The sequence below is a fragment of the Microbacterium sp. 1.5R genome (assembly GCF_001889265.1).
Classification (GTDB): domain Bacteria; phylum Actinomycetota; class Actinomycetes; order Actinomycetales; family Microbacteriaceae; genus Microbacterium.
Window position 1 is genome coordinate 2186725 of sequence record NZ_CP018151.1, and the last position, 20958, is coordinate 2207682.

Below are 20958 nucleotides of genomic sequence, written 5' to 3' on the forward strand. Positions count from 1 at the left end.
TCACATCCACCGACGGAGCAGGTACTTCTCGACCACCACGAGGATCGCGTTGGTGATCGTGCCGAGCAGCGCCAGCAGGACGATCGAGAGGATGATCCGATCGACGCGGCCGCTGTTCTGCGAGTCGGTCAGCAGGAAGCCGAGTCCCATCGACGACGCGATCAGCTCGGCGGCGACGAGGAACAGCCACGCCTGCGCGAGCGCCAGCCGGAGCCCCGCGGCGACCGACGGCACGACGGCCGGCAGCTGCACCGTGCGGAAGAGGGACCATCCGCGAAGACTGAACGAGCGTCCCGCCTCTACCAGCTGCGGGTCGACGTGGCGGAGTGCGGACGCGACAGTCGTGTAGACCGGGAAGAACGCGCCGATGGCGATCAGCGTCACCTTGGACTCCTCGCCGATCTGCATCCACAGGATCAGCAGCGGCACCCAGGCGAGCGACGGCACCGCTCGGATCGCGGAGAGCGTCGGACTGAGCAGCACGTCGCCGACCCGTGACAGACCGACGATGCCGGCCACCGCGAGTCCGATGACAGAACCGACCGCGAACCCGAGCAGGACCCGTTGCACCGAGATGGCGACGTGCGTCCACAGCGTGCCGCGCTCGGCCAGCTCGACCCCCGCGGTGAAGACGGATGCCGGCGAAGGGAGCAGGTAGGGCGCGACGAGCCCGGTGGTCGTGACCAGCTGCCAGGCACCGACGATGATGAGCGGAAGCAGCAGTCCGCCGACGAGACGCACCGCGGGTCGATCCCAGGCATGACGGGCACCGGCCTCGTCACGACGCCGGACTCCGCGCGCCGCGTCGATCGCGTCCTGCGCATCCGCGGGCACCACCACGCGCTGGTCGGGAGTGATCACTCGCCGCCGACCGCCTTCTCGGCGAAGGTGGCGTTGATGAGGGAGTCGAGAGCCTTCTCGACCGAAGCCTCGCCACCCTGGACATCTCCGGATTCGACCAGCACCGGCGCGATCTTCTCGAGCACGGCGATCTGCGCCTCACCGGGGATGCCGCTGACGTCGAGGTTCGACCGCTCCTCGATGACGGTCGTCGCGACCGCGGGGTCGATCCCTGCGACCTCGGCGAGCAGCGCCGCGGTCTCGTCGGGGTTCTCGAGGGCCCACTCGCGCGCCTGCTCGTATGCGTCGACGACCGCCTGCGCGAGGTCCGCGTGGTTCTCGATGAAGTCCTCGGTGGCGTTGAGGAAGCCGTAGGTGTTGAAGTCCACGTTGCGGTAGATGAGCTCATCGCCCGATTCCACCTCGGCCGCGGCCATGATGGGATCGAGGCCCGCCCAGGCGTCTACCGAGCCGCTGTCGAGAGCGGCACGGCCGTCGGCGTGCTGGAGGTTCTGGACCTCGACGTCGTCGACCGAGAGGCCTGCTTCCTCAAGAGACTGGAGCAGGAAGAAATAGGGGTCCGTTCCCTTCGTCGCCGCGACCGACTTGCCCGCGAGGTCCTCGACCGAGGTGATGTCGCTGTCGGGGCCGACGACGATCGCCGACCATTCGGGCTGCGAGAAGATGTCGATGACCTGGATCGGTGAGCCGTTCGATCGGGCGAACAGTGCCGCCGAGCCGGCCGTGGAGCCGACGTCGATCGAGCCGGAGCGCAGCAGCTCGTTCGCCTTGTTGGATCCCGCGGACTGCACCCACTCGACCTCGACGTCGTCGCCGAGGATCTCCTCGAGGATCCCCTGGTCGCGGATCACGAGGCTGAGCGGGTTGTAGGTCGCGAAGTCGATGGACAGAGTGTCCGCCGACCACTCCCCCGAGGCTGCCGCGTCGTCGGACGACGAGTCCGAGGCGGTGGCGTTCTCACCGGCGACGCAGCCGGTGGCGACGAGCATCATCGTCCCTGCGATCGTGATCGCGGGGATGATTCGTCGGGTGATGGTGCTCATCGGGTCTCCTCGGTGGCGGTGCGGTGGTGGGTGTCCACGCCGAGTCCTTCGAGGAGCTCTGCGCGGAGGTCGGCGAGACCGCGATCGGCGCGGTCCCGGGGTCGGATGCCGGGGACGGTGATCGCGCGCACGATGGACGGCGCTTCCGTGTCGGCGTCGCCGAGCGTGCGCAGCAGCAGCACACGATCGGCGAGATAGAGGGCTTCTTCGACATCGTGCGTGACGAGGAGCACGGTGGTCGGCTCAGCCGCATGGATCTTGAGGAGCAGATCGTGCATCCGCAGGCGGGTGAGCGCATCGAGCGCACCGAACGGCTCGTCGAGCAGCAGCACGCCGGGATTGCGAGCGAGGGCGCGTGCGAGCGAGGCGCGCTGGGCCATGCCACCCGACACTTCGCGTGGCCGCTGATCAGCGGCCTTCTCGAGGCCGACGAGCTCGATGAGCTCCCGCACACGTTCCCGGCCTTCGCGGCGCGCGGTGCCACGGGGCAGACCGAGTTCGATGTTCTGGGCGATGGTCCGCCATGGCAGCAGGCGGGGCTCCTGGAACGCGACGGCGGTGCGCTCGTCGACGTCGGCCACGCGCGTGTCCTGGATGCGGATGCTGCCGCCGGTCGGCGCATCCAGTCCCCCGACGAGCCGCAGCAACGTCGACTTGCCGCACCCGGAGGGACCGACGATGGCGACGATCTCACCGGCGGCGACGTCGACGTCGACCGCGCGGAGGACGTCGCGCCGGCCGCGGGAGAGTGTGAAGCTGCGCTCCACCCCCTGCAGGCGCACCGGCTGTGCGGTGCCGGCGATCGCCGACGCGCCGGCCGTCGAGGGCGCCGAGAGCAGAGAGGTCATGTCCCCATGCTGTCCAACCCGCCGGAATGTGACGAATGCGAGCGTAATGATCGGTCATGGAGATCCGAGGACGCGTCGAGACGCAGAACGGGCCGCCATCCCGAAGGATGACGGCCCGTTCAGAGCGTGATGCTTAAGCGTTGCCGCCCGAGAGCTTCTCGCGGAGAGCCGCGAGAGCCTCGTCATCCGCGAGCGTGCCCGCGCCTGCGGCCTCGCTCGAGAAGACCTGACCACCGAAGTCGTCGCCAGCGGCCGCCTCGGCCTCGGCTGCCTTGGCAACCTGAGCCTTGTGCGCCTCCCAGCGAGCCTGGGCTGCAGCGTACTCCTGCTCCCATGCCTCGCGCTGGGTGTCGAAGCCTTCCTTCCACGCACCGGTCTCGGGGTCGAAGCCCTCCGGGTACTTGTACTCGCCGGCCTCGTCGTACTCGGCGAGCATTCCGTAGAGCGCCGGGTCGAACTCGGTGCCGTTGACGTCGACTGCCTCGTTCGCCTGCTTCAGCGAGAGCGAGATGCGACGACGCTCGAGGTCGATGTCGATGACCTTGACGAAGACCTCTTCGCCGACCGACACGACCTGCTCGGCCAGCTCGACGTGCTTGCTGGAGAGCTCGGAGATGTGGACGAGGCCCTCGATGCCGTCTGCGACGCGAACGAACGCACCGAACGGAACGAGCTTGGTGACCTTACCCGGCGTGACCTGTCCGATCGCGTGGGTACGGGCGAAGACCTGCCACGGGTCCTCCTGCGTAGCCTTCAGCGACAGGGAGACGCGCTCGCGGTCGAGGTCGACCTCGAGGATCTCGACGGTGACCTCCTGGCCAACCTCGACGACCTCGGAGGCGTGCTCGATGTGCTTCCAGGACAGCTCGGAGACGTGCACGAGGCCGTCCACGCCGCCCAGGTCGACGAATGCACCGAAGTTGACGATCGACGACACGACACCCTTGCGGACCTGACCCTTGTGCAGGTTGTTCAGGAACGTGGTGCGCGACTCCGACTGCGTCTGCTCGAGCAGCGCACGGCGGCTGAGCACGACGTTGTTGCGGTTCTTGTCGAGCTCGAGGATCTTGGCCTCGATCTCCTGGCCGAGGTACGGCGTGAGGTCGCGGACGCGGCGCAGCTCGATGAGCGAGGCCGGCAGGAAGCCGCGGAGGCCGATGTCGACGATGAGTCCACCCTTGACGACCTCGATGACCGTACCGGTGACGACGCCGTCGTTCTCCTTGATCTTCTCGACGTCTCCCCAGGCACGCTCGTACTGAGCACGCTTCTTGGAGAGGATCAGACGGCCTTCCTTGTCCTCCTTCTGGAGAACCAGGGCCTCGACCTCGTCGCCGACCTTGACGACCTCGTTCGGGTCGACGTCGTGCTTGATCGAGAGCTCGCGCGAGGGGATGACGCCCTCGGTCTTGTATCCGACATCGAGGAGGACCTCATCGCGGTCGATCTTGACGATCGTGCCTTCGATGATGTCGCCGTCGTTGAAGAACTTCAGGGTCTTCTCGACCGCGGCCAGGAAGTCCTCAGCAGATCCGATGTCGTTGATGGCGACCTGCTTGGTGGCCGGGGCGGTCGTTGCGGTAGTCATGTAGTGGGTTGTCCTTGTGAATGGAGACTCGGGCTGAGGGCTCCGGCCGCGCACGGCCGATCATGAGCTCTGCAGCGATTGATTGGTTTCTGCCTCCCGGGCATGCATAGGCACGCCACGAGTGACAGTCAAGGTTATCAGATCCCGAGACGATATGACGGACTCGATACCATCCGCGTTCGGCGCGCTGACAGACTGTCTGCATGCCCCGCGCCGACAAGCTCCTCCTGCTCGACACCGCAAGCCTCTACTTCCGTGCGTTCTACGGGGTGCCCGACAAAGTCACGGCGCCGGACGGCTCCCCGATCAACGCCGCACGAGGACTCCTCGACATCATCGCGAAGCTGGTGACGCTGTACGAGCCGACCCATGTGGTCGCGTGTTGGGACGACGACTGGCGACCCCAGTGGCGAGTCGACCTGATCCCCAGCTACAAGGCGCACCGTGTCGTCGAGGTCGTGCCCGCGGGGCCCGACGTCGAGGAGGTCCCCGACCCCCTCGAGGCGCAGATCCCCCTCATCCGCGAGACTCTCGCCCTGCTCGGCATCCCGATCATCGGCGTCGCGGAGCACGAAGCGGACGACGTGATCGGCACGCTGGCGACGCACGCCACCATGCCGGTCGACATCGTCACGGGCGATAGAGACCTGTTCCAGCTCGTCGACGACGCGAGGAACGTGCGCGTCATCTATACCGCACGAGGCATGAGCAATCTCGAGATCGTCACGGATGCCGTGGTCGTCGCGAAGTACGGCGTGCTGCCGAGCCAGTACGCCGACTTCGCGACGATGCGCGGCGACGCATCGGACGGACTTCCCGGCGTGGCCGGCGTCGGCGAGAAGACCGCGGCCACGCTCCTGCAGGCCCATGGCGATCTCGCCGGCATCCGCGCGGCTGCCGAGGCGGGTGAGGGGATGAGCGCCGGGGTCCGGGCGAAGGTGCTCGCCGCCGCGACGTACCTCGAGGTCGCCCCCACCGTCGTCGCCGTCGCGACCGACCTCCCGATCACCTCGCCGAGCGACCCGCTGCGTCCGCTCGACCCGTGCGAGGCTGATGCTGCGACCGCACTGGCTGAACGGTGGAACCTGGGCGGCTCGATGACCAGGGCCGTCGCCGCGATCGCGACGATCGACGCCTGACTCAGCTCGCCCAGGCCAGCAGTCGGTCGAGACCCCAGGTCGTGATGATGCGGGAGGCAGGCACCCCCGCCTTCTCGGCACGCTCGGCACCGTGATCGAGGAGCGAGAGCTGACCCGGTGCGTGCGCATCCGAGTCGATCGAGAAGAGGCAGCCGGCCTCGAGGGCGATCGCGATCAGGTCGTCGGGCGGGTCCTGACGCTCCGGCCGGGAGTTGATCTCGACCGCGACGCCGTTCTCGGCGCATGCGGAGAAGACTGCACGGGCATCGAACTGCGATTCCGGACGAGTGCCTCGGTCCCCCTGCACCAGCCGTCCGGTGCAATGCCCGAGCACGTTCACGCGCGGGTGGCTCACGGCGGCGATCATCCGTGCGGTCATGGGCCGGGCGTCCATCCGCAGCTTCGAATGGACGGATGCGACCACGATGTCGAGCTCCCCGAGGAGGGCGTCCTCCTGATCCAGCGCGCCGTCTTCGAGGATGTCGACCTCGATCCCCGCCAGCAGCGTGAACCCGTCACCCGATTCCGCCCTCACGAGCGGCATCTGCTCGCGCAGCCGCTCCGCGGAGAGTCCGCGGGCGACCCGCAGACGCGGGGAATGATCTGTGATCGCCTGATACTCGTGACCGAGAGCCCGCGCCGCTGACGCCATCACGCCGATAGGCGTGGTTCCGTCCGACCAGTCGGTGTGCGCGTGCAGGTCCCCTCGGAGCTTCGCTCTCAGGGCCGACACGCGCTCGGGCTCCACGTCGCCTCGGAGCTCCACGAGATAGTCGGGAACCTCTCCGCTCTGCGCCTGTCGGATGACTCCGAAGGTCGATTCGCCGATCCCTTTCGCCGCGCGCAGCCTCGTCGGATCCGAGCGCACGTCCTCCGGCAGGTGCTGCAGGGTCGCAGCTGCCTGACGGAAGGCCTTCGCCCGGTACCGCGACGCGCGTTCCCGCTCCAGCAGCGAGGCGATCTCGAGCAGGGCGGCGATCGGGTCCATCACATCTCCTATGCGGATGCCAGCTCGCGGCTGACGCCGATCCATTCGTCGAGCTTCGCTATGGCGCGACCGTCGTCGACCGCCGCGGCTGCCCGCTCGTAGCCCTCGCGGAGACGCTCGAGGATCGGTCGCTGCACCTGAGTCGCGTCCTGGGACAGCTCGAAGGCGACGATCCCGGCCGCCGCGTTGAGGAGCACGATGTCTCGCACCGCGCCCGTCTCCCCCTCGAGCGTCCGGCGCAGCACCGCCGCGTTGTGGTCGGGCGTTCCGCCGATCAGATCCGCGAGGTCCGCGATCGGGATCCCGAGATCTCGAGGATCGAGATCGTGCTCGTGGATGTCACCGCGCGTGACCTCCCAGATGCGGCTGTGCCCCGTGGTCGTCAGCTCGTCGAGGCCGTCGTCTCCGCGGAACACCAGGGCCGTGGCGCCCCGCGTCCGGAACACTCCCGTGATGAGGGGGACGCGCTCGAGCTGCGCCACCCCGACGGCGTTCGCCTCGGCCCGAGCCGGGTTGCAGAGGGGGCCGAGCATGTTGAAGACGGTGGGGACGCCGAGTTCGGCACGGACGGCGCCCGCGTGCTTGAACCCGGGGTGGAAGGCGCCCGCCCAGGCGAACGTGATGCCCGTGCGGTCGAGGATCGACGACACCGCCGCGGGATCGAGGGTGAGCTCCAGCCCGAGCGCGCTCAGCACGTCGGATGAGCCGGAGGCGGAGCTGGCTGCGCGGTTGCCGTGCTTGACCACCGGGATGCCGGTCGCCCCGATGATGACCGCCGCGGTGGTCGACACGTTGACCGTGCCGACACGGTCACCGCCGGTGCCGACGATGTCGAGGACGTCGGGCGACACGGGCAGCGGGACCGCCGCCTCGAGGATCGCATCACGGAATCCGACGATCTCATCGATCGTCTCTCCCTTGGCGCGGAGGGCGACGAGGAAACCGGCGAGCTGCGCCTGTGTGACGTCGCCGCGCATGATCTGACGCATCGCCCACGTCGATTCCCAGACGCTGAGGTCGCGACGCTCCAGAAGAGTGGTGAGCACGTCGGACCAGGTCAGGGAATCAGCCATGTGTGCGATCCTATCGGCGCAGGGAAAACGTGCAGACTCTTGCAGAACGGGCGCCGGGCGTCGATCATCCCTCGTTTCCCGCGTATTCACCGAGGATTCGCAGCGTTTTCTTAGGGTCCCCTAAGTCGTTCGCGGGCGAAACGAGGGCCTCCGGTGCGAGAATCACGCCCGGAGATCGGCCATAATGGAATGGTGACGACCTCAGCGACGTATGCCCCGGCGGCAAGAACGATCAAGCGCCCCAACCCGGTAGCTGTCGGCACCATTGTGTGGCTCGGCAGCGAGGTGATGTTCTTCGCGGGACTCTTCGCGATCTACTTCACGCTCCGCAGCACCTCCCCCGAGCTCTGGGCCGACCGCACCGAACTGCTGAACGTCCCGTTCGCGTTCGTGAACACGGCGATCCTCGTGCTCTCCTCGTTCACGTGCCAGATGGGCGTGTTCGCGGCCGAGGACCTGCAGCCGTACCGCATCGCCAAGGGACGGAAGAACGGCGCCGGCCGCCGTCGCCTGTTCGGCTGGGGCATGGTCGAGTGGTTCTTCCTCACCTTCGCCCTCGGCGCGATCTTCGTCTCCGGGCAGGTCTGGGAGTACGCGCAGCTCGTCGCAGAAGGCATGCCGATCAGCGCTGACTCCTACGCATCCGCGTTCTACCTGACGACCGGCTTCCACGCCCTGCACGTCACCGGCGGTCTGATCGCCTTCCTCCTCGTCATCGGCCGTGCGTACGCCGTCAAGAATTTCCGGCACAAGGAGGCGACCTCCTCGATCGTGGTGTCCTACTACTGGCACTTCGTCGACGTCGTCTGGATCGTGCTGTTCGTCGTCATTTACTTCCTGAAATAAGAGCGGAGCTGATCCCCGAGATGGCACGAGAGAAGAAGCGCCGTTCGAATGGCCGTCGCAGTCCCCTGGCTGCGGCAGCCCTCATCGGAGCAGGCCTCATGATCACCGGCGCCGTGTACGCCGGAACGTCCGCAGCCTTCGCTGCGACCGACACCCAGACCACCGCGGCGAGCACGCTCACCGTCGAGGACGGCGAGAAGCTGTTCACGGCCAACTGCGCCACCTGCCACGGTCTCGATCTGCAGGGCACGGCGAACGGACCGAGCCTCTACGGCGTCGGCGAGCTCGCGGTCGAGTTCCAGATGTCGACCGGCCGCATGCCGCTGCAGATGCAGGGGCCCCAGGCGCCGCAGAAGGAGCCGCAGTTCACCGAGGAGCAGATCCTCGCGATCTCCTCCTTCGTGCAGGAGTCGGCTCCCGGCCCCACCTTCCCCGAGGACCACATCCTCGACGGCGAAGGCGACGTCGCCAACGGCGCGGAGCTGTTCCGCGTCAACTGCGCGATGTGCCACAACGTGGCGGCCGCCGGAGGAGCACTCACCGAGGGCAAGTACGCCCCCGCACTGACCGAGACCAGCGCGCTGCACATGTACGCGGCCATGGTCACCGGCCCCCAGAACATGCCCGTCTTCGGCGACATGAACCTGTCGGACGAAGACAAGCGCGACATCATCTCGGCTCTGCTCTACCAGCAGCAGTCCGTGCAGATCGGCGGTTTCTCGCTCGGTTCGCTCGGTCCCGTCTCCGAGGGCCTGTTCGTCTGGATCTTCGGCATCGGCGCGCTCGTCGCCATCACCGTGTGGATCACGGCGAAGTCCAACTGACGCTTATTCATCGAAGAGGAACGTACGAGGAGCACCATGGCACACGACGACGACTCGCAGGCTCTTGACAGGGCCTACCAGCCCTCTCCGGGGCTGGGTGTCGCAGTCAGCGATCCCGTGCAGAACCCGGGGCTGCCGCCGCACCGCGCGCGGATGACCGACAAGGACCCGCGCGCTGAGAAGGCTGCAGAGCGCACGGTCTACACGCTGTTCTATCTCTCGCTGGCAGGAAGCATCTGGGCGGTCGCCGCCTACATGCTCTTCCCCATCGAGAGCGGCGCGCTCATCGACATCCGTCAGAACAACCTCTTCATCGGTCTGGGCATCGCACTCGCGCTGCTCTCGATCGGCATCGGCGCGATCCACTGGTCCAAGGCGCTGATGAGCGACAAGGAGCACATCGAGCACCGTCACCCCACCCGGGGCAAGGACTCGACGCGAGAGGCCGTCGTCGAGGCGTTCGCCACGGCCAACGAGGAGTCCGGTTTCGGACGACGGACGATGATCCGCAACTCGCTGTTCGCGGCGATCGTGGCCTCGATCATCCCCGGTGTCACGCTCTTCCGCGGTCTCGCTCCGCACAGCACACCCGACGACCCCACCGCGGGCGATCCGGTCACGCTGCTGAAGCACACCATGTGGGAGAAGGGCCAGCGTCTCGTGCGCGACCCCGACGGCACCCCGATCCGCGCAGCGGATGTGACCCTCGGATCCGCATTCCACGTGATCCCCGAGGATCTCGCAGAGCTCAGCCACCACGACGGCTACCTCGAGGAGAAGGCCAAGGCCATCGTGCTGATGATGCGCCTGCGCCCCGAGCAGCTCATCGAGGCCGAAGACCGCAAGGACTGGTCGTACGACGGCATCGTCGCGTACTCGAAGGTCTGCACGCACGTCGGATGCCCGGTGGCACTCTACGAGCAGCAGACGCACCACCTCCTCTGCCCCTGCCACCAGTCGCAGTTCGACGTCACGGATCACGCCAAGGTCATCTTCGGACCTGCCGCGCGTCCGCTGCCGCAGCTGCCCATCACCGTCGACGACGAGGGCTACCTCGTCGCACGCAGTGACTTCACCGAGCCCGTCGGCCCGAGCTTCTGGGAGCGCCATTGAGCACCGCAACGCTGTCCAAAGAGGACAAGGACAACAAGGCGCCTCTCGGCGGCCGATTCGTCGGCGCCGCGTCGAACTACATCGATGAGCGCACCAGCATCTCCGGCTTCGTCAAGGAGCTCGGCCGCAAGATCTTCCCCGACCACTGGTCGTTCATGCTCGGCGAGATCGCGCTGTGGAGCTTCGTGGTCGTGTTCCTGTCCGGAACCTTCCTGACGTTCTTCTTCCAGGCCTCCATGGTCGAGACGCACTACACGGGCGCCTATGCTCCGATGCGCGGCATCGAGATGTCGGCGGCACTCGAGTCGTCGCTGCACATCTCGTTCGACCTCCGCGGTGGTCTCCTGGTTCGCCAGATCCACCACTGGGCCGCACTCGTCTTCGTCGCGGGAATCGGCGTGCACATGCTGCGCGTGTTCTTCACCGGCGCGTTCCGCAAGCCCCGCGAGCTCAACTGGGTGATCGGCTTCGTGCTGTTCGTCCTGGCGATGGCCGAGGGCTTCACCGGATACTCGCTTCCCGACGACCTGCTCTCGGGCAACGGCCTCCGCATCATCGACGGCATGATCAAGGGCATCCCGCTGATCGGCACCTGGACCTCGTTCCTCCTCTTCGGCGGCGAGTTCCCGGGTACGGACATCGTCGGACGCCTGTACACGCTGCACATCCTGCTGCTGCCGTTGCTGGTGATCGGTCTCATCGCCGTGCACCTCATGCTGATGATCGTCAACAAGCACACGCAGTTCGCCGGCCCCGGCCGTACGAACGACAACGTCGTCGGCTACCCGATGATGCCGGTGTACATGTCGAAGATGGGCGGCTACCTGTTCATCGTCTTCGGCACGATCGTGCTGATCGCGACGTTCTTCCAGATCAACCCGATCTGGAACTACGGCCCGTACGACCCCTCCCCCGTCTCCGCCGGTACTCAGCCTGACTGGTACATCGGATTCGCGGACGGCGCCCTGCGCCTCGCTCCGTCCAACCTCGACGTGGTCTTCCTCGATCGCACCTGGTCGTTCGGAATCCTGCTGCCGCTGGTCGTCCTCGGGCTCTTCATCGTGCTCGTCGCGATCTACCCCTTCATCGAGGCGTGGATCACGGGAGACAAGCGCGAGCACCACATCGCTCAGCGTCCGCGCAACGCGGCGACCCGCACCGCGATCGGCGTCGCCGGCGTGATCTTCTACGCCGTCCTGTGGGCTGCAGCGTCCTCCGACCTCATCGCGACGCACTTCATGCTGACCATGGAGGGCGTGATCCACGCGCTCCAGGCGCTGCTGTTCGTCGGACCGGTCCTCGGCTACTTCATCGCCAAGCGGATCGCCCTCGCGCTGCAGAAGAAGGACCGCGAGATCGTGCTGCACGGTTTCGAGTCCGGACGCATCGTCCGCCTTCCCGGCGGCGAGTTCATCGAGGTGCACCAGCCGGTCGACACGTACGACCGCTGGAAGCTCATCGATGTGGACAACTACGAGCCTCTGGTCGTGCGTCCGAACGCGAAGGGACGAATCTCGTGGACGGAGAACCTCCGTTCTTCCATCTCACGGTGGTTCTTCGAGGACCGGCTCGCGCCGCTCACGCAGGCGGAGATCGAAGCTGCGGACGCTCACCAGCACCACGTCACGGCTCAGAACGATGAGACCGAGGCGGCGGAGATCCAGGGCGCCCATGAGCGCGCCGGCGTCCCCGACGCTCCGATCACCGTCAGCGAGACGCACGTCGACGAGACGGCGAACACTCCCAGCACGGTCATCGCGACCGAGCCGGTGAAGAAGCCTCGCAAGAAGAAGTCCGAGGACGACGAGTAACATCGCCGCTCCCCCGCAAGAAGGCCCTGTCCGTTCCGGACAGGGCCTTCTTCATGTCCGGGAGGCTCTCAAGTGAACGTGGAAGGATCGTGCCATGAGCTCCGCAGTCCAACTCATCCGATCCGCCGATCTCGCTGCCGCCCCCTATGCCTACGCCGCCACTGCTCCGGCGGGCTCCCGACTCATCTTCCTCGCGGGCGCCTGCCCGCTCGAGGACGACGGAACCACCACGGCCCCCGGCGACTACGCCGCGCAAGCGTCACGTTGCCTGGAGACCCTCGATCTCGCGCTGCGCGCCAGTGGCGCCACGATCGCCGACGTCATCAGCACGCGGGTCCTCGTGGCGTCGTCGTCTCAGGCTGATCTGGTCACGGCATGGAACGTCGTTCACGAGGCCTTCGCGGAGCACGACGTACCGAGCACCCTCATGGGCGTCACCGTGCTGGGGTACGACGACCAGCTGGTGGAGATCGAAGCGGTCGCTGCGATCGCGGAGACGAACCGATGAGCTCTGCGATCAGGCCCGCCACGTCCGAGGATGCGGAGCTCCTGACCGCCATCGAGGCCCAGGCTGACGCTCTCCTGATCGACAGTCTGGGGGCGCCAGTATGGCCTCCCGCTGCGAACGGTGCCGAACGCCTCGCCGAGCCGGGATTCGTTCTCGTTCTGGAAGAGTCAGAGGGCTCCTCCCCTGTGGGTTTCGTCCATGTCCTGGACTCCGACGGTCATGCGCACCTCGAACAGCTGTCTGTCCTCCCCACCGTGGGACGACAGGGATTCGGACGCCGCCTTGTGAGCGCTGCACTCGATGAGGCGCGGGATCGCGGCTACACGCGCATGACCTTGCGGACCTATGCCGAGATCCCGTGGAACGCGCCCTTCTACGCGTCGTGCGGGTTCCTCGAGAGCATCCCCGAGACGCCGTTCCAGCGCGGCCTGGTGGAGACCGAGGCCGCCCTCGGCCTCGACCGATACGGACGCCGCGTCCAGATGACAGCGGAGCTCTGAGCCTGCACTCCACATTGGCGGAATCCAGTGCGCCGCCGTCCGGATGATGACGGCGGGACCTCGCGCCGTTGCCTAGGCTGAGCGCATGATCGATCGCGCTGACTACTACGCCGCCAAGCTCGCCTACGAGACCGATGCGAGCGATGTGTATGCCGCTCTTCGCTCCGAAGACGACATCGTCATCATCGATGTCCGCTCAGAGGAAGCGTGGGCGCAGGGACGCGTCGCTGGAGCGACACAGATGCACTACAGCGAGATCGCGAGCCGCGCTCCTGCCGAGATCCCCCTCGACGCCGCCGTCGTCGTCTACTGCTGGAGCCCGGGGTGCAACGCCGGCGCGAAGGGCGCTCTGGAGTTCGCGAAGCTCGGCTACGCCGTTCGCGAGATGATCGGCGGGTTCGAGTATTGGGTCAGGGAGGGCTATCCCGTGGAGGACGCCGACGGCGTCCACCGTCGGCCTGTCGACCCGCTGACGGGCATCGCCCGTGTCCGCAGCCGCGCGTAGCGACAGGACATGCAGAAAGCCCCTGGGATGGAGATCCCAGGGGCTTTCTGCATGCAGATCAGCGGGCGAAGTTCCCGCGGTAGTACTCGTAGACCCAGCCGACGATCGCGACGACGAAGATCGCCAGGCCGATCGGAAGCAGGAAGTGTCCGACGGCCAGTCCCACGACGAAGACGGCAGCGGAACCCGCGAGGACGATCGGCCACCAGGACCAGGGGCTGAACTCGCCGAGCTCGGGGTCTCCGTCGTCGATGTCGCTCGTGAGGATGTCCTCAGGCAATTCGCCGTTCTGAGCCTTGTGCGTGCGGTCGAGGTAGAACGCGATCATCGCGCCCATGAACGCGGCGAAGAACAGCGCCACGGTGCCGACCCATTCGATCCGCGCGGCGAAGTTGTCCGACGGCGTGGCGAGGATGTGCCAGCCGGTGTAGACGACGCCGACCAGGGCGAAGAAGGCGGTCAGGACCCACCAGAGGATGACATTGTCGCGCATGGCTCAGTGGCCCTCTCGCTCGCCGGGCGCAGCGGGCGTGAACTCCGCAGCCTCGGGATGGTTCAGGTCGAACGCGGGACGCTCACTGCGGATACGCGGGATCGACGTGAAGTTGTGACGCGGCGGCGGGCAGGACGTCGCCCACTCGAGCGAAGCGCCGTAGCCCCACGGGTCGTTCACCGTGACCTTCGGAGCCTTGCGAGCCGTGATCCACACGTTCAGGAAGAAGGGCAGCATCGAGGCACCGAGGATGATCGCGCCGATCGTCGAGACCTGGTTGCCCCACGTCCATCCGTCTTCCGGCGAGTAGTCGGCGTAGCGACGCACCATGCCGTCGACGCCCAGCCAGTGCTGGATGAGGAACGTCATGTGGAAGCCGATGAACAGCATCCAGAAGTGCACGTAGCCCAGGCGCTCGTTGAGCATGCGTCCGGTCCACTTCGGCCACCAGAAGTAGAACCCGGCGAACATCGCGAACACGACGGTGCCGAAGACGACGTAGTGGAAGTGCGCGACCACGAAGTACGAGTCGGACAGGTGGAAGTCCAGCGGCGGAGCCGCGAGGATGACACCGGTCAGGCCACCGAAGACGAACGACACCAGGAAGCCGAGTGCGAACACCATCGGGGTCTCGAAGGTCACCGATCCACGCCACAGCGTGCCGATCCAGTTGAAGATCTTCACACCCGTCGGCACTGCGATGAGCATCGTCATGAGGGCGAAGAACGGCAGCAGCACAGAGCCGGTCACGTACATGTGGTGAGCCCACACGGCGACGGACAGTGCGGCGATCGCGATCGTCGCGTACACGAGCGTCTTGTATCCGAAGATCGGCTTGCGGCTGAAGACCGGGAAGATCTCGGAGACGATGCCGAAGAACGGCAGAGCGATGATGTAGACCTCAGGGTGACCGAAGAACCAGAACAGGTGCTGCCAGAGCAGGACACCGCCGTTGGCCGGGTCGTAGATGTGAGCGCCGAGCACGCGGTCCGCACCTGCGGCGAAGATCGCGGCGGCGAGCACCGGGAAGGCCATCAGGATGAGGAGGCTCGTGATGAGCGTGTTCCACGAGAAGATCGGCATGCGCCACATCGTCATACCCGGTGCGCGCATCGTGATCACCGTGGTGATGAAGTTCACGGCGCCGAGGATGGTTCCGAAGCCCGAGATGCCGAGACCCAGCATCCAGAGGTTTCCACCGGCACCCGGAGAGAAGGACGCACTGGCGAGCGGCTGATAGGCGAACCATCCGAACGAGGCCGCACCCTGGGGGGTGAGGAAGCCGGCGACGGCGATCGTCGAGCCGAAGAGGAACAGCCAGAACGCGAACGCGTTCAGACGCGGGAAGGCGACGTCCGGGGCGCCGAGCTGCAGCGGCAGGATCGCGTTGGCGAATCCGGCGAACAGCGGTGTCGCGAACATCAGCAGCATGATCGTGCCGTGCATCGTGAAGAGCTGGTTGTACTGCTCCTTGGTCGGGATGATCTGCATTCCCGGAGCGAAGAGCTCTGCACGGATGACGAGTGCCATCACGCCGCCGAGGAGGAAGAACAGCACCGAGGCGATGAGGTACATGTACCCGATCGTCTTGTGGTCGGTGGAGGTGATCCACTTGACGACGATGTTGCCCTTCTGCTCGACACGCGACGAGCTCATGAGAGCAGCCTGACGTGCGGGCAGGGTGGTGGGTCGAGAGCGAGGGGCCTCGTCGGTGCGGGGGGCTTCAGTGGTCGACATGGCTTACTCCTCTCCTTCCTCGGAGGTCGGGGCGGTGGTCCCCGGGTAGTTCGACAGACGGTCGTACGCGTCCGTGATGTCTCCCGTGTTGCCTTCCTCCTCGAGAGTCTGGAGGTAGGCGTCGTACTCGTCCTGCTCGACGACCTTGACGTTGAAGAGCATCATCGAGTGGTACTCGCCGCAGAGCTCGGCGCACTTGCCGGCGTACTCGCCGACTCGGGTCGGGATGAAGGACCAGGAGTTGTCCTTCCCGATGTACATGTCCTTCTTGTACAGGAAGTCGATGATCCAGAACGAGTGGATGACATCGCGGGACTGCAGGTTGATCGTGACCTTCTGGTCGACCGGCAGCACCAGCGTCGGGAGCTGCGCCTGATCGATGGTGCCGTCCGCGTCCGGCTGGGCCTGGATTCCCATCGTCCAGACGGCGTCGGAGTTGTCCTCTTCTTCACCGTCGTACTGGAAGTCCCACGCCCACTGCTTGGCGATGGCCGTGATCTCGACGTCGGGTTCGTCCCACTTCGTCTCGATCGCCGACTGGTCACGCGCGGTGAAGAAGAACATGCCCAGCACGAGGATCAGCGGCACGACCGTGTAGAAGATCTCGATCGGCATGTTGTACCGCATCTGCACGGGCAGTCCGGTCTGACCCTTCCGGCGACGGTAGGCGATCGCGGCCCAGGCCATCAGGCCCCAGGTGATCACGCCGACGGCGAGGAGGACGATCCAGGAGTTGACCCAGAGCGACGAGACGCGCTCGGTCTGGTTGGTGGCCGCAGGCTCACCCTCCACGAAGCCCGGGAGGTAACCGTTCAGCTCAGTGGCAGTACATCCCGCCAGGGCCACGGCTGCCGCTACTCCCAGGGGGAGAGCGGCCCAACGAAGGCGGCGTTTCGAGGGCACGATGCACCTTTCAGATTGCGGACAGGGCACACCCAAGTCTAGGGCAACCTCACACCTGATTCATGCCAACCACGCAGGTTGGCGGAGGGGTTCGGATCAGTGGAAGCTGTCTCCGCAGGCGCAGCTGCCTGCGGCGTTGGGGTTGTCGATCGTGAAGCCCTGCTCCGAGATCGTGTCCTTGAAGTCGATGGAGGCGCCGTCGAGGTACGGGACGCTCATGTTGTCGATGATGACCTCGACGCCGTCGAAGTCGACGGTCTCGTCGCCCTCGAGGAATCGCTCGTCGAAGTACAGCTGGTAGATCAGGCCGGAGCATCCGCCGGGCTGAACGGCTACGCGCAGACGCAGGTCATCGCGGCCCTCCTGCTCGAGAAGGTTCTTGACCTTTGTGGCCGCGGCATCGGTCAGCTTCACGCCGTGCGCCTGGGTGGTCTCTGCCGAAGTCAGTGTGGTGTCGCTCATGTCGCTCCTTGTGACGGGCCGCGCTCGCACGGCTGGTATCTCGATTTTACCCTCAGGCTCGCGGATGCGGCTCAGATGATGATGTCGTTCATGCGCGAGAGCAGCAGAGCCTCGGTCGCGACCGCATGGCGGAACGTGTCGAGGTGCAGCGATTCATTCGGGCTGTGGGCACGCGAGTGCGGGTCCTCGACGCCGGTCACGAGAATCTGCGCATCGGGGAACTCCCGCACCAGATCTGCGATGAACGGGATCGAACCGCCGACGCCGAGGTCGACCGGCGGCACACCGTACCCGTCGCGCATCGCATCGCGGGTGAGGGCGACCGCCCAGCCGCTGGTGTCGACGAGGAAGCCGTTTCCCAGGTCGACGTCGGTGAAGGTCAGCTCCGCACCGAACGGCGCGTTCGCGCGCAGATGCGCCTCGAGGGCGGCATACGCCTCCTCCCCCGTCTGACCTGGCGCGACGCGCGCGCTCACGACCACCGTCACCTCGGGAAGGAGGGTGTTCGACGCCGCGGCGACGCTCGTCGCATCGATCCCGATGACCGTGACCGCCGGCTTGTTCCAGATCCGGCTGAGAATGCTGCCGCCGCCGACCGGAGACGTGCCAGGAAGAAGACCCGCTTCATCGCGGAGCGTGTCCTCGGTGTACTCCGGCGTCGGCGCGTCGCGCTCGGTCATCCCCTCGACGGCGACGGAGCCGTCCTCGTTCCAGAGCGTGGCGAGCATCCTCACCGTGGCCATCATGGCGTCCGGAACCGCTCCGCCGAACATGCCCGAGTGGGACGCGTGGTCGAGGGTGCGCACGCGCACGGTGAAGCGCGCATTGCCACGGAGCGAGACGGTGAGGCCGGGGGTGACCGAATCCCAGTTGCCCGAGTCGGCGACCACGATCGCATCCGCCCGGAGCGCTTCCTTGTTGTCCGCGAGGAATTGAGCGAAGGAGCGCGATCCGTACTCCTCCTCCCCCTCGATGAACATCGCGATCCCGAGCTCGAGATCGTCGCCCACGACCTCGGCCACAGCGCGGATCGCGGCGATGTGCGCCATGATGCCCGCTTTGTCATCGGCGGCTCCGCGCCCGTACAGGCGTCCGTCGCGCACCGTTGGTTCGAACGGCGGCGTCTCCCACAGCGCGTCGTCTCCCGGAGGCTGCACGTCGTGGTGCGCGTAGAGCAGGATCGTCGGCTTGCCGTTGCGCGCAGCACGCGTCGCGAGCACGGCAGGCTGCCCGTGCTCGTCGGTGCCGGGGATCGCGGCGCGCAGCACCCGCACGTCGTCGAAGACCCCCGTCGCCGTCGCGAGCGCGGCGACCGCCTCCGAGCTGCGTTCGAGTTGCGTCTGGTCGAACGCGGGCCAGGCCATGCCGGGGATGCGGACGAGTGCGCCCAGGTCGCTCAGCGCGGCCGGGAACCCTGTGGCTGCGGCCTCGAGGACGGCCGGCTCGCGTTCGCTGGACAGATTCTGGTCACCGGGCTGGGCAGGAGATGTCATGCGAGTAATCTTAAGGTGATCCGCCTTCACTGAACCGAGGAACCTCGTGGCCACTACCCCTGTCCCCCCTTCGACGAACGACGACGCCGCCGAGACGACCGCGTCGGGCAAGGGACGCGCGACGCCGACCCGGGCCGAGCAGGAAGCGGCCCGCCGCCGTCCTCTGGTCGCGAACACCAAGGAGGCCAAGGCCGCAGCGCGCGCCGAGCTCAGCGAGCGACGCAACCGCGCGCAGGCCGGTCTGGCGGCCGGCGAGGAGAAGTACCTCCCGGCTCGCGACAAGGGCCCGCAGCGCCGCTGGGTCCGCGACTACGTGGACGCCGGATGGCACCCCGCCGAGTTCGTGATGGGCGTCATGGTGCTCGTCATCCTCATCTCGCTCCTTCCGGCCAACCTCGCCATCGGCGGCTTCGCGATCGCCGGCTGGGCGTACCTGGTCATGATGGCGTACCTGATCCTCGCGATCGGCGGCATGATCCTGCTGGGGATGCGCGTCAAGCGCAAGGTCGCCGCGAAGTTCGGCAAGGACCGCATGGAGCGCGGTCTCGGCTGGTACGCCGCGATGCGGTCGCTGCAGATGCGGTTCATGCGTCTGCCCAAGCCGCAGGTCAAGCGCGGCGACCGCCCCGCCTGATCCCCTGAATCATCGAGAGAGGCGCCTCGTGCTCTAGGAGCACGAGGCGCCTCTCTTGTTCGTACGCGCAGCTTCTCAGCGTGCGACGAGGCCCCGGTTGATCTCGCGTCCCCAGAACGGACCGCGGTACAGGAACGCCGTGTAGCCCTGCACGAGCGTCGCGCCCGCTTCGAGTCGCTCCTGAACGTCCGTGGGCGTCTCCACTCCCCCGACGGCGATGACGCAGAACTCTGCGGGCACGGTCGAGCGAACCAGACGCAGCACCTGAAGCGAGCGCTCCTTGAGGGGCGCGCCGGAGAGGCCGCCCGCTCCGATGGCCGCGACCGTCGCCGCGTCCGTCGTGAGTCCATCCCTGCTGATCGTGGTGTTGTGCGCGATGATGCCGGCGAGGCCCTCGTCGACGGCGAGCTTCGCGATCGCGGCGATCTCGTCGTCAGCCAGATCGGGGGCGATCTTGACGAGCAGCGGAGTCTTTCCGGATGCCGCGCGCACCGCCCTGAGCAGCGGAGCCAGCGTCTCCACCGCCTGCAGTCCCCGAAGACCCGGGGTGTTCGGGGACGAGACGTTGACGGCCAGGTAGTCGGCCAGCGGGGCCAGCCGCGTCGCCGAAGCGACGTAGTCGGCGGTGGCGTCCTCGACGTCGACGACACGGCTCTTGCCGATGTTGACTCCGATGACCGTGTCAGGGGCGCCGCGACGCAACCGCGCGAGGCGCCGGGCCGCAGCATCCGCGCCCTCGTTGTTGAATCCCATGCGGTTGATGACCGCACGATCGGCGATCAGCCGGAACAGTCGGGGCTTCGGGTTGCCCTCCTGCGGGATCGCGGTGACGGTTCCGACCTCGACGTGGCCGAAGCCGAGCGCTGCAAGACCGCGGACACCGATCGCGTTCTTGTCGAACCCGGCGGCGATGCCGAAGGGCGAGGAGAAGCTCAGTCCGAGTGCGTCCACCCGCAGCGACGGGTCCGGCTTCGTCAGTGCCCGCGTCGCCCAGGAGAGCGGAGGCACTCCGAGCACGCGGATCACCGCCATACCGGCGTGGTGGGCGAACTCGGGGTCGAAGCGCGACAGGACAGCGCGAAAGAGCAGCGGATACATCACTGCCAGATTACCGGTCGGCAGGCTCCGGCTTGACGTGGTCGGCGCGCAGATCCGTGATCGCGCTCTCGAAATCCTCGAGCGAATCGAAAGCCTGATACACGCTCGCGAACCGCAGGTATGCGACCTCATCGAGGTCGCGGAGGGGTCCGAGGATGGCCAAGCCGATCTCGTTCGTATCGAGCTGCGAGACACCTGTCTGCCGCACGGCCTCCTCGACACGCTGAGCGAGGACCGCCAGATCGGCCTCGGTCACGGGGCGCCCCTGACACGCCTTGCGCACGCCGGAGATCACCTTCTCGCGACTGAACGGCTCCATGACGCCCGAACGCTTGATGACGTTGAGGCTGGCCGTCTCGGTGGTCGTGAAACGCCCGCCGCACTCAGGGCACTGACGACGGCGCCTGATCGAGAGACCGTCGTCGCTGGTGCGGGAATCGATGACGCGAGAGTCCGAGTGACGGCAGAAGGGGCAGTGCATCTGACCGATC

The 20958-nt window shown here is 66.8% G+C and carries 22 protein-coding genes; 9 read left to right on the plus strand and 13 right to left on the minus strand.

Annotated elements, in window-relative coordinates:
* From BMW26_RS10460 to rpsA, 4 genes are all read right to left on the minus strand, one after another.
* Complete coding sequence (locus BMW26_RS10460) at positions 1-861, minus strand: ABC transporter permease (RefSeq protein WP_150115086.1); 861 nt, start codon at positions 859-861, stop codon at positions 1-3.
* Complete coding sequence (locus tag BMW26_RS10465) at positions 858-1904, minus strand: aliphatic sulfonate ABC transporter substrate-binding protein (RefSeq protein ID WP_056278943.1); 1047 nt, start codon at positions 1902-1904, stop codon at positions 858-860. Before BMW26_RS10465 ends, BMW26_RS10460 begins: the two co-directional genes overlap by 4 nt.
* A complete protein-coding gene (locus BMW26_RS10470; protein WP_053096690.1) occupies positions 1901-2752 on the minus strand; it encodes an ABC transporter ATP-binding protein in 852 nt (283 codons plus the stop codon). The genes BMW26_RS10465 and BMW26_RS10470 overlap by 4 nt, the downstream gene beginning before the upstream one ends.
* A 133-nt stretch (positions 2753-2885) precedes the next feature.
* Positions 2886-4340 (minus strand): 30S ribosomal protein S1, encoded by a 1455-nt coding sequence (gene rpsA, locus BMW26_RS10475; RefSeq protein WP_053096692.1) that lies wholly within the window; start codon positions 4338-4340, stop codon positions 2886-2888.
* Positions 4341-4543: 203 nt separating this feature from the next.
* On the opposite strand from rpsA, the gene BMW26_RS10480 reads away from it, so the two are divergent.
* Entirely contained in the window at positions 4544-5479 is a 936-nt protein-coding gene (locus BMW26_RS10480; protein ID WP_072591442.1) for a 5'-3' exonuclease, read from the plus strand.
* A 1-nt stretch (position 5480) separates the two neighbouring features.
* Here BMW26_RS10480 and BMW26_RS10485 read toward each other — a convergent pair whose 3' ends face one another.
* A complete protein-coding gene (locus BMW26_RS10485) occupies positions 5481-6467 on the minus strand; it encodes a PHP domain-containing protein (RefSeq protein WP_072591443.1) in 987 nt (328 codons plus the stop codon).
* Positions 6468-6475: 8 nt separating this feature from the next.
* Positions 6476-7540 carry an anthranilate phosphoribosyltransferase gene (gene trpD, locus BMW26_RS10490; protein ID WP_053096699.1) on the minus strand — a complete coding sequence of 355 codons (1065 nt, stop codon included), beginning with the start codon at positions 7538-7540 and terminating at the stop codon, positions 6476-6478.
* A 189-nt stretch (positions 7541-7729) separates the two neighbouring features.
* On the opposite strand from trpD, the gene ctaE reads away from it, so the two are divergent.
* From ctaE to BMW26_RS10525, 7 genes are all read left to right on the plus strand, one after another.
* Positions 7730-8386 carry an aa3-type cytochrome oxidase subunit III gene (ctaE, locus tag BMW26_RS10495; protein WP_072591444.1) on the plus strand — a complete coding sequence of 219 codons (657 nt, stop codon included), beginning with the start codon at positions 7730-7732 and terminating at the stop codon, positions 8384-8386.
* A 20-nt stretch (positions 8387-8406) separates the two neighbouring features.
* The gene (gene qcrC / locus BMW26_RS10500) at positions 8407-9210 is read left to right on the plus strand and encodes a cytochrome bc1 complex diheme cytochrome c subunit (protein ID WP_053096702.1); all 804 of its coding nucleotides are present in this window, start codon (positions 8407-8409) and stop codon (positions 9208-9210) included.
* A 36-nt stretch (positions 9211-9246) separates the two neighbouring features.
* Positions 9247-10323: a cytochrome bc1 complex Rieske iron-sulfur subunit gene (qcrA, locus tag BMW26_RS10505; RefSeq protein WP_042538395.1), complete on the plus strand. Its 1077-nt coding sequence runs from the start codon at positions 9247-9249 to the stop codon at positions 10321-10323.
* The gene (gene qcrB, locus BMW26_RS10510; protein WP_053096706.1) at positions 10320-12134 is read left to right on the plus strand and encodes a cytochrome bc1 complex cytochrome b subunit; all 1815 of its coding nucleotides are present in this window, start codon (positions 10320-10322) and stop codon (positions 12132-12134) included. Before qcrA ends, qcrB begins: the two co-directional genes overlap by 4 nt.
* A 94-nt stretch (positions 12135-12228) precedes the next feature.
* Positions 12229-12642 carry a RidA family protein gene (locus tag BMW26_RS10515; protein ID WP_053096708.1) on the plus strand — a complete coding sequence of 138 codons (414 nt, stop codon included), beginning with the start codon at positions 12229-12231 and terminating at the stop codon, positions 12640-12642.
* Complete coding sequence (locus BMW26_RS10520) at positions 12639-13142, plus strand: GNAT family N-acetyltransferase (RefSeq protein WP_072591445.1); 504 nt, start codon at positions 12639-12641, stop codon at positions 13140-13142. The genes BMW26_RS10515 and BMW26_RS10520 overlap by 4 nt, the downstream gene beginning before the upstream one ends.
* Positions 13143-13227: 85 nt before the next feature.
* Positions 13228-13647 carry a rhodanese-like domain-containing protein gene (locus tag BMW26_RS10525; protein WP_072591446.1) on the plus strand — a complete coding sequence of 140 codons (420 nt, stop codon included), beginning with the start codon at positions 13228-13230 and terminating at the stop codon, positions 13645-13647.
* Between the two features lie 58 nt (positions 13648-13705).
* On the opposite strand, the gene BMW26_RS10530 is transcribed toward BMW26_RS10525, so the two are convergent.
* The 5 genes from BMW26_RS10530 to BMW26_RS10550 form a co-directional block, all read right to left on the minus strand.
* A complete protein-coding gene (locus tag BMW26_RS10530) occupies positions 13706-14140 on the minus strand; it encodes a cytochrome c oxidase subunit 4 (RefSeq protein WP_053096714.1) in 435 nt (144 codons plus the stop codon).
* A 3-nt stretch (positions 14141-14143) separates the two neighbouring features.
* Positions 14144-15877, minus strand: a complete 1734-nt coding sequence (ctaD, locus tag BMW26_RS10535) for an aa3-type cytochrome oxidase subunit I (RefSeq protein WP_053096716.1) — start codon at positions 15875-15877, stop codon at positions 14144-14146.
* A 3-nt stretch (positions 15878-15880) separates the two neighbouring features.
* Entirely contained in the window at positions 15881-16780 is a 900-nt protein-coding gene (gene ctaC, locus BMW26_RS10540; RefSeq protein ID WP_053096718.1) for an aa3-type cytochrome oxidase subunit II, read from the minus strand.
* A gap of 96 nt (positions 16781-16876) precedes the next feature.
* Complete coding sequence (erpA, locus tag BMW26_RS10545; protein ID WP_053096720.1) at positions 16877-17242, minus strand: iron-sulfur cluster insertion protein ErpA; 366 nt, start codon at positions 17240-17242, stop codon at positions 16877-16879.
* A 71-nt stretch (positions 17243-17313) separates the two neighbouring features.
* Positions 17314-18735, minus strand: a complete 1422-nt coding sequence (locus tag BMW26_RS10550; protein WP_072591447.1) for a dipeptidase — start codon at positions 18733-18735, stop codon at positions 17314-17316.
* Between the two features lie 46 nt (positions 18736-18781).
* Here BMW26_RS10550 and BMW26_RS10555 point away from each other — a divergent pair, with 46 nt between their 5' ends.
* Positions 18782-19369 carry a DUF3043 domain-containing protein gene (locus BMW26_RS10555; RefSeq protein WP_053096724.1) on the plus strand — a complete coding sequence of 196 codons (588 nt, stop codon included), beginning with the start codon at positions 18782-18784 and terminating at the stop codon, positions 19367-19369.
* 75 nt (positions 19370-19444) lie between these two features.
* Here BMW26_RS10555 and BMW26_RS10560 read toward each other — a convergent pair whose 3' ends face one another.
* Together BMW26_RS10560 and nrdR are read right to left on the minus strand one after the other, a co-directional pair.
* Positions 19445-20467, minus strand: coding sequence for a quinone-dependent dihydroorotate dehydrogenase (locus BMW26_RS10560; protein WP_072591448.1), 1023 nt, complete (start codon positions 20465-20467; stop codon positions 19445-19447).
* Positions 20468-20477: 10 nt separating this feature from the next.
* The gene (gene nrdR / locus BMW26_RS10565) at positions 20478-20948 is read right to left on the minus strand and encodes a transcriptional regulator NrdR (RefSeq protein ID WP_053096729.1); all 471 of its coding nucleotides are present in this window, start codon (positions 20946-20948) and stop codon (positions 20478-20480) included.
* Positions 20949-20958 lie beyond the last annotated feature (10 nt).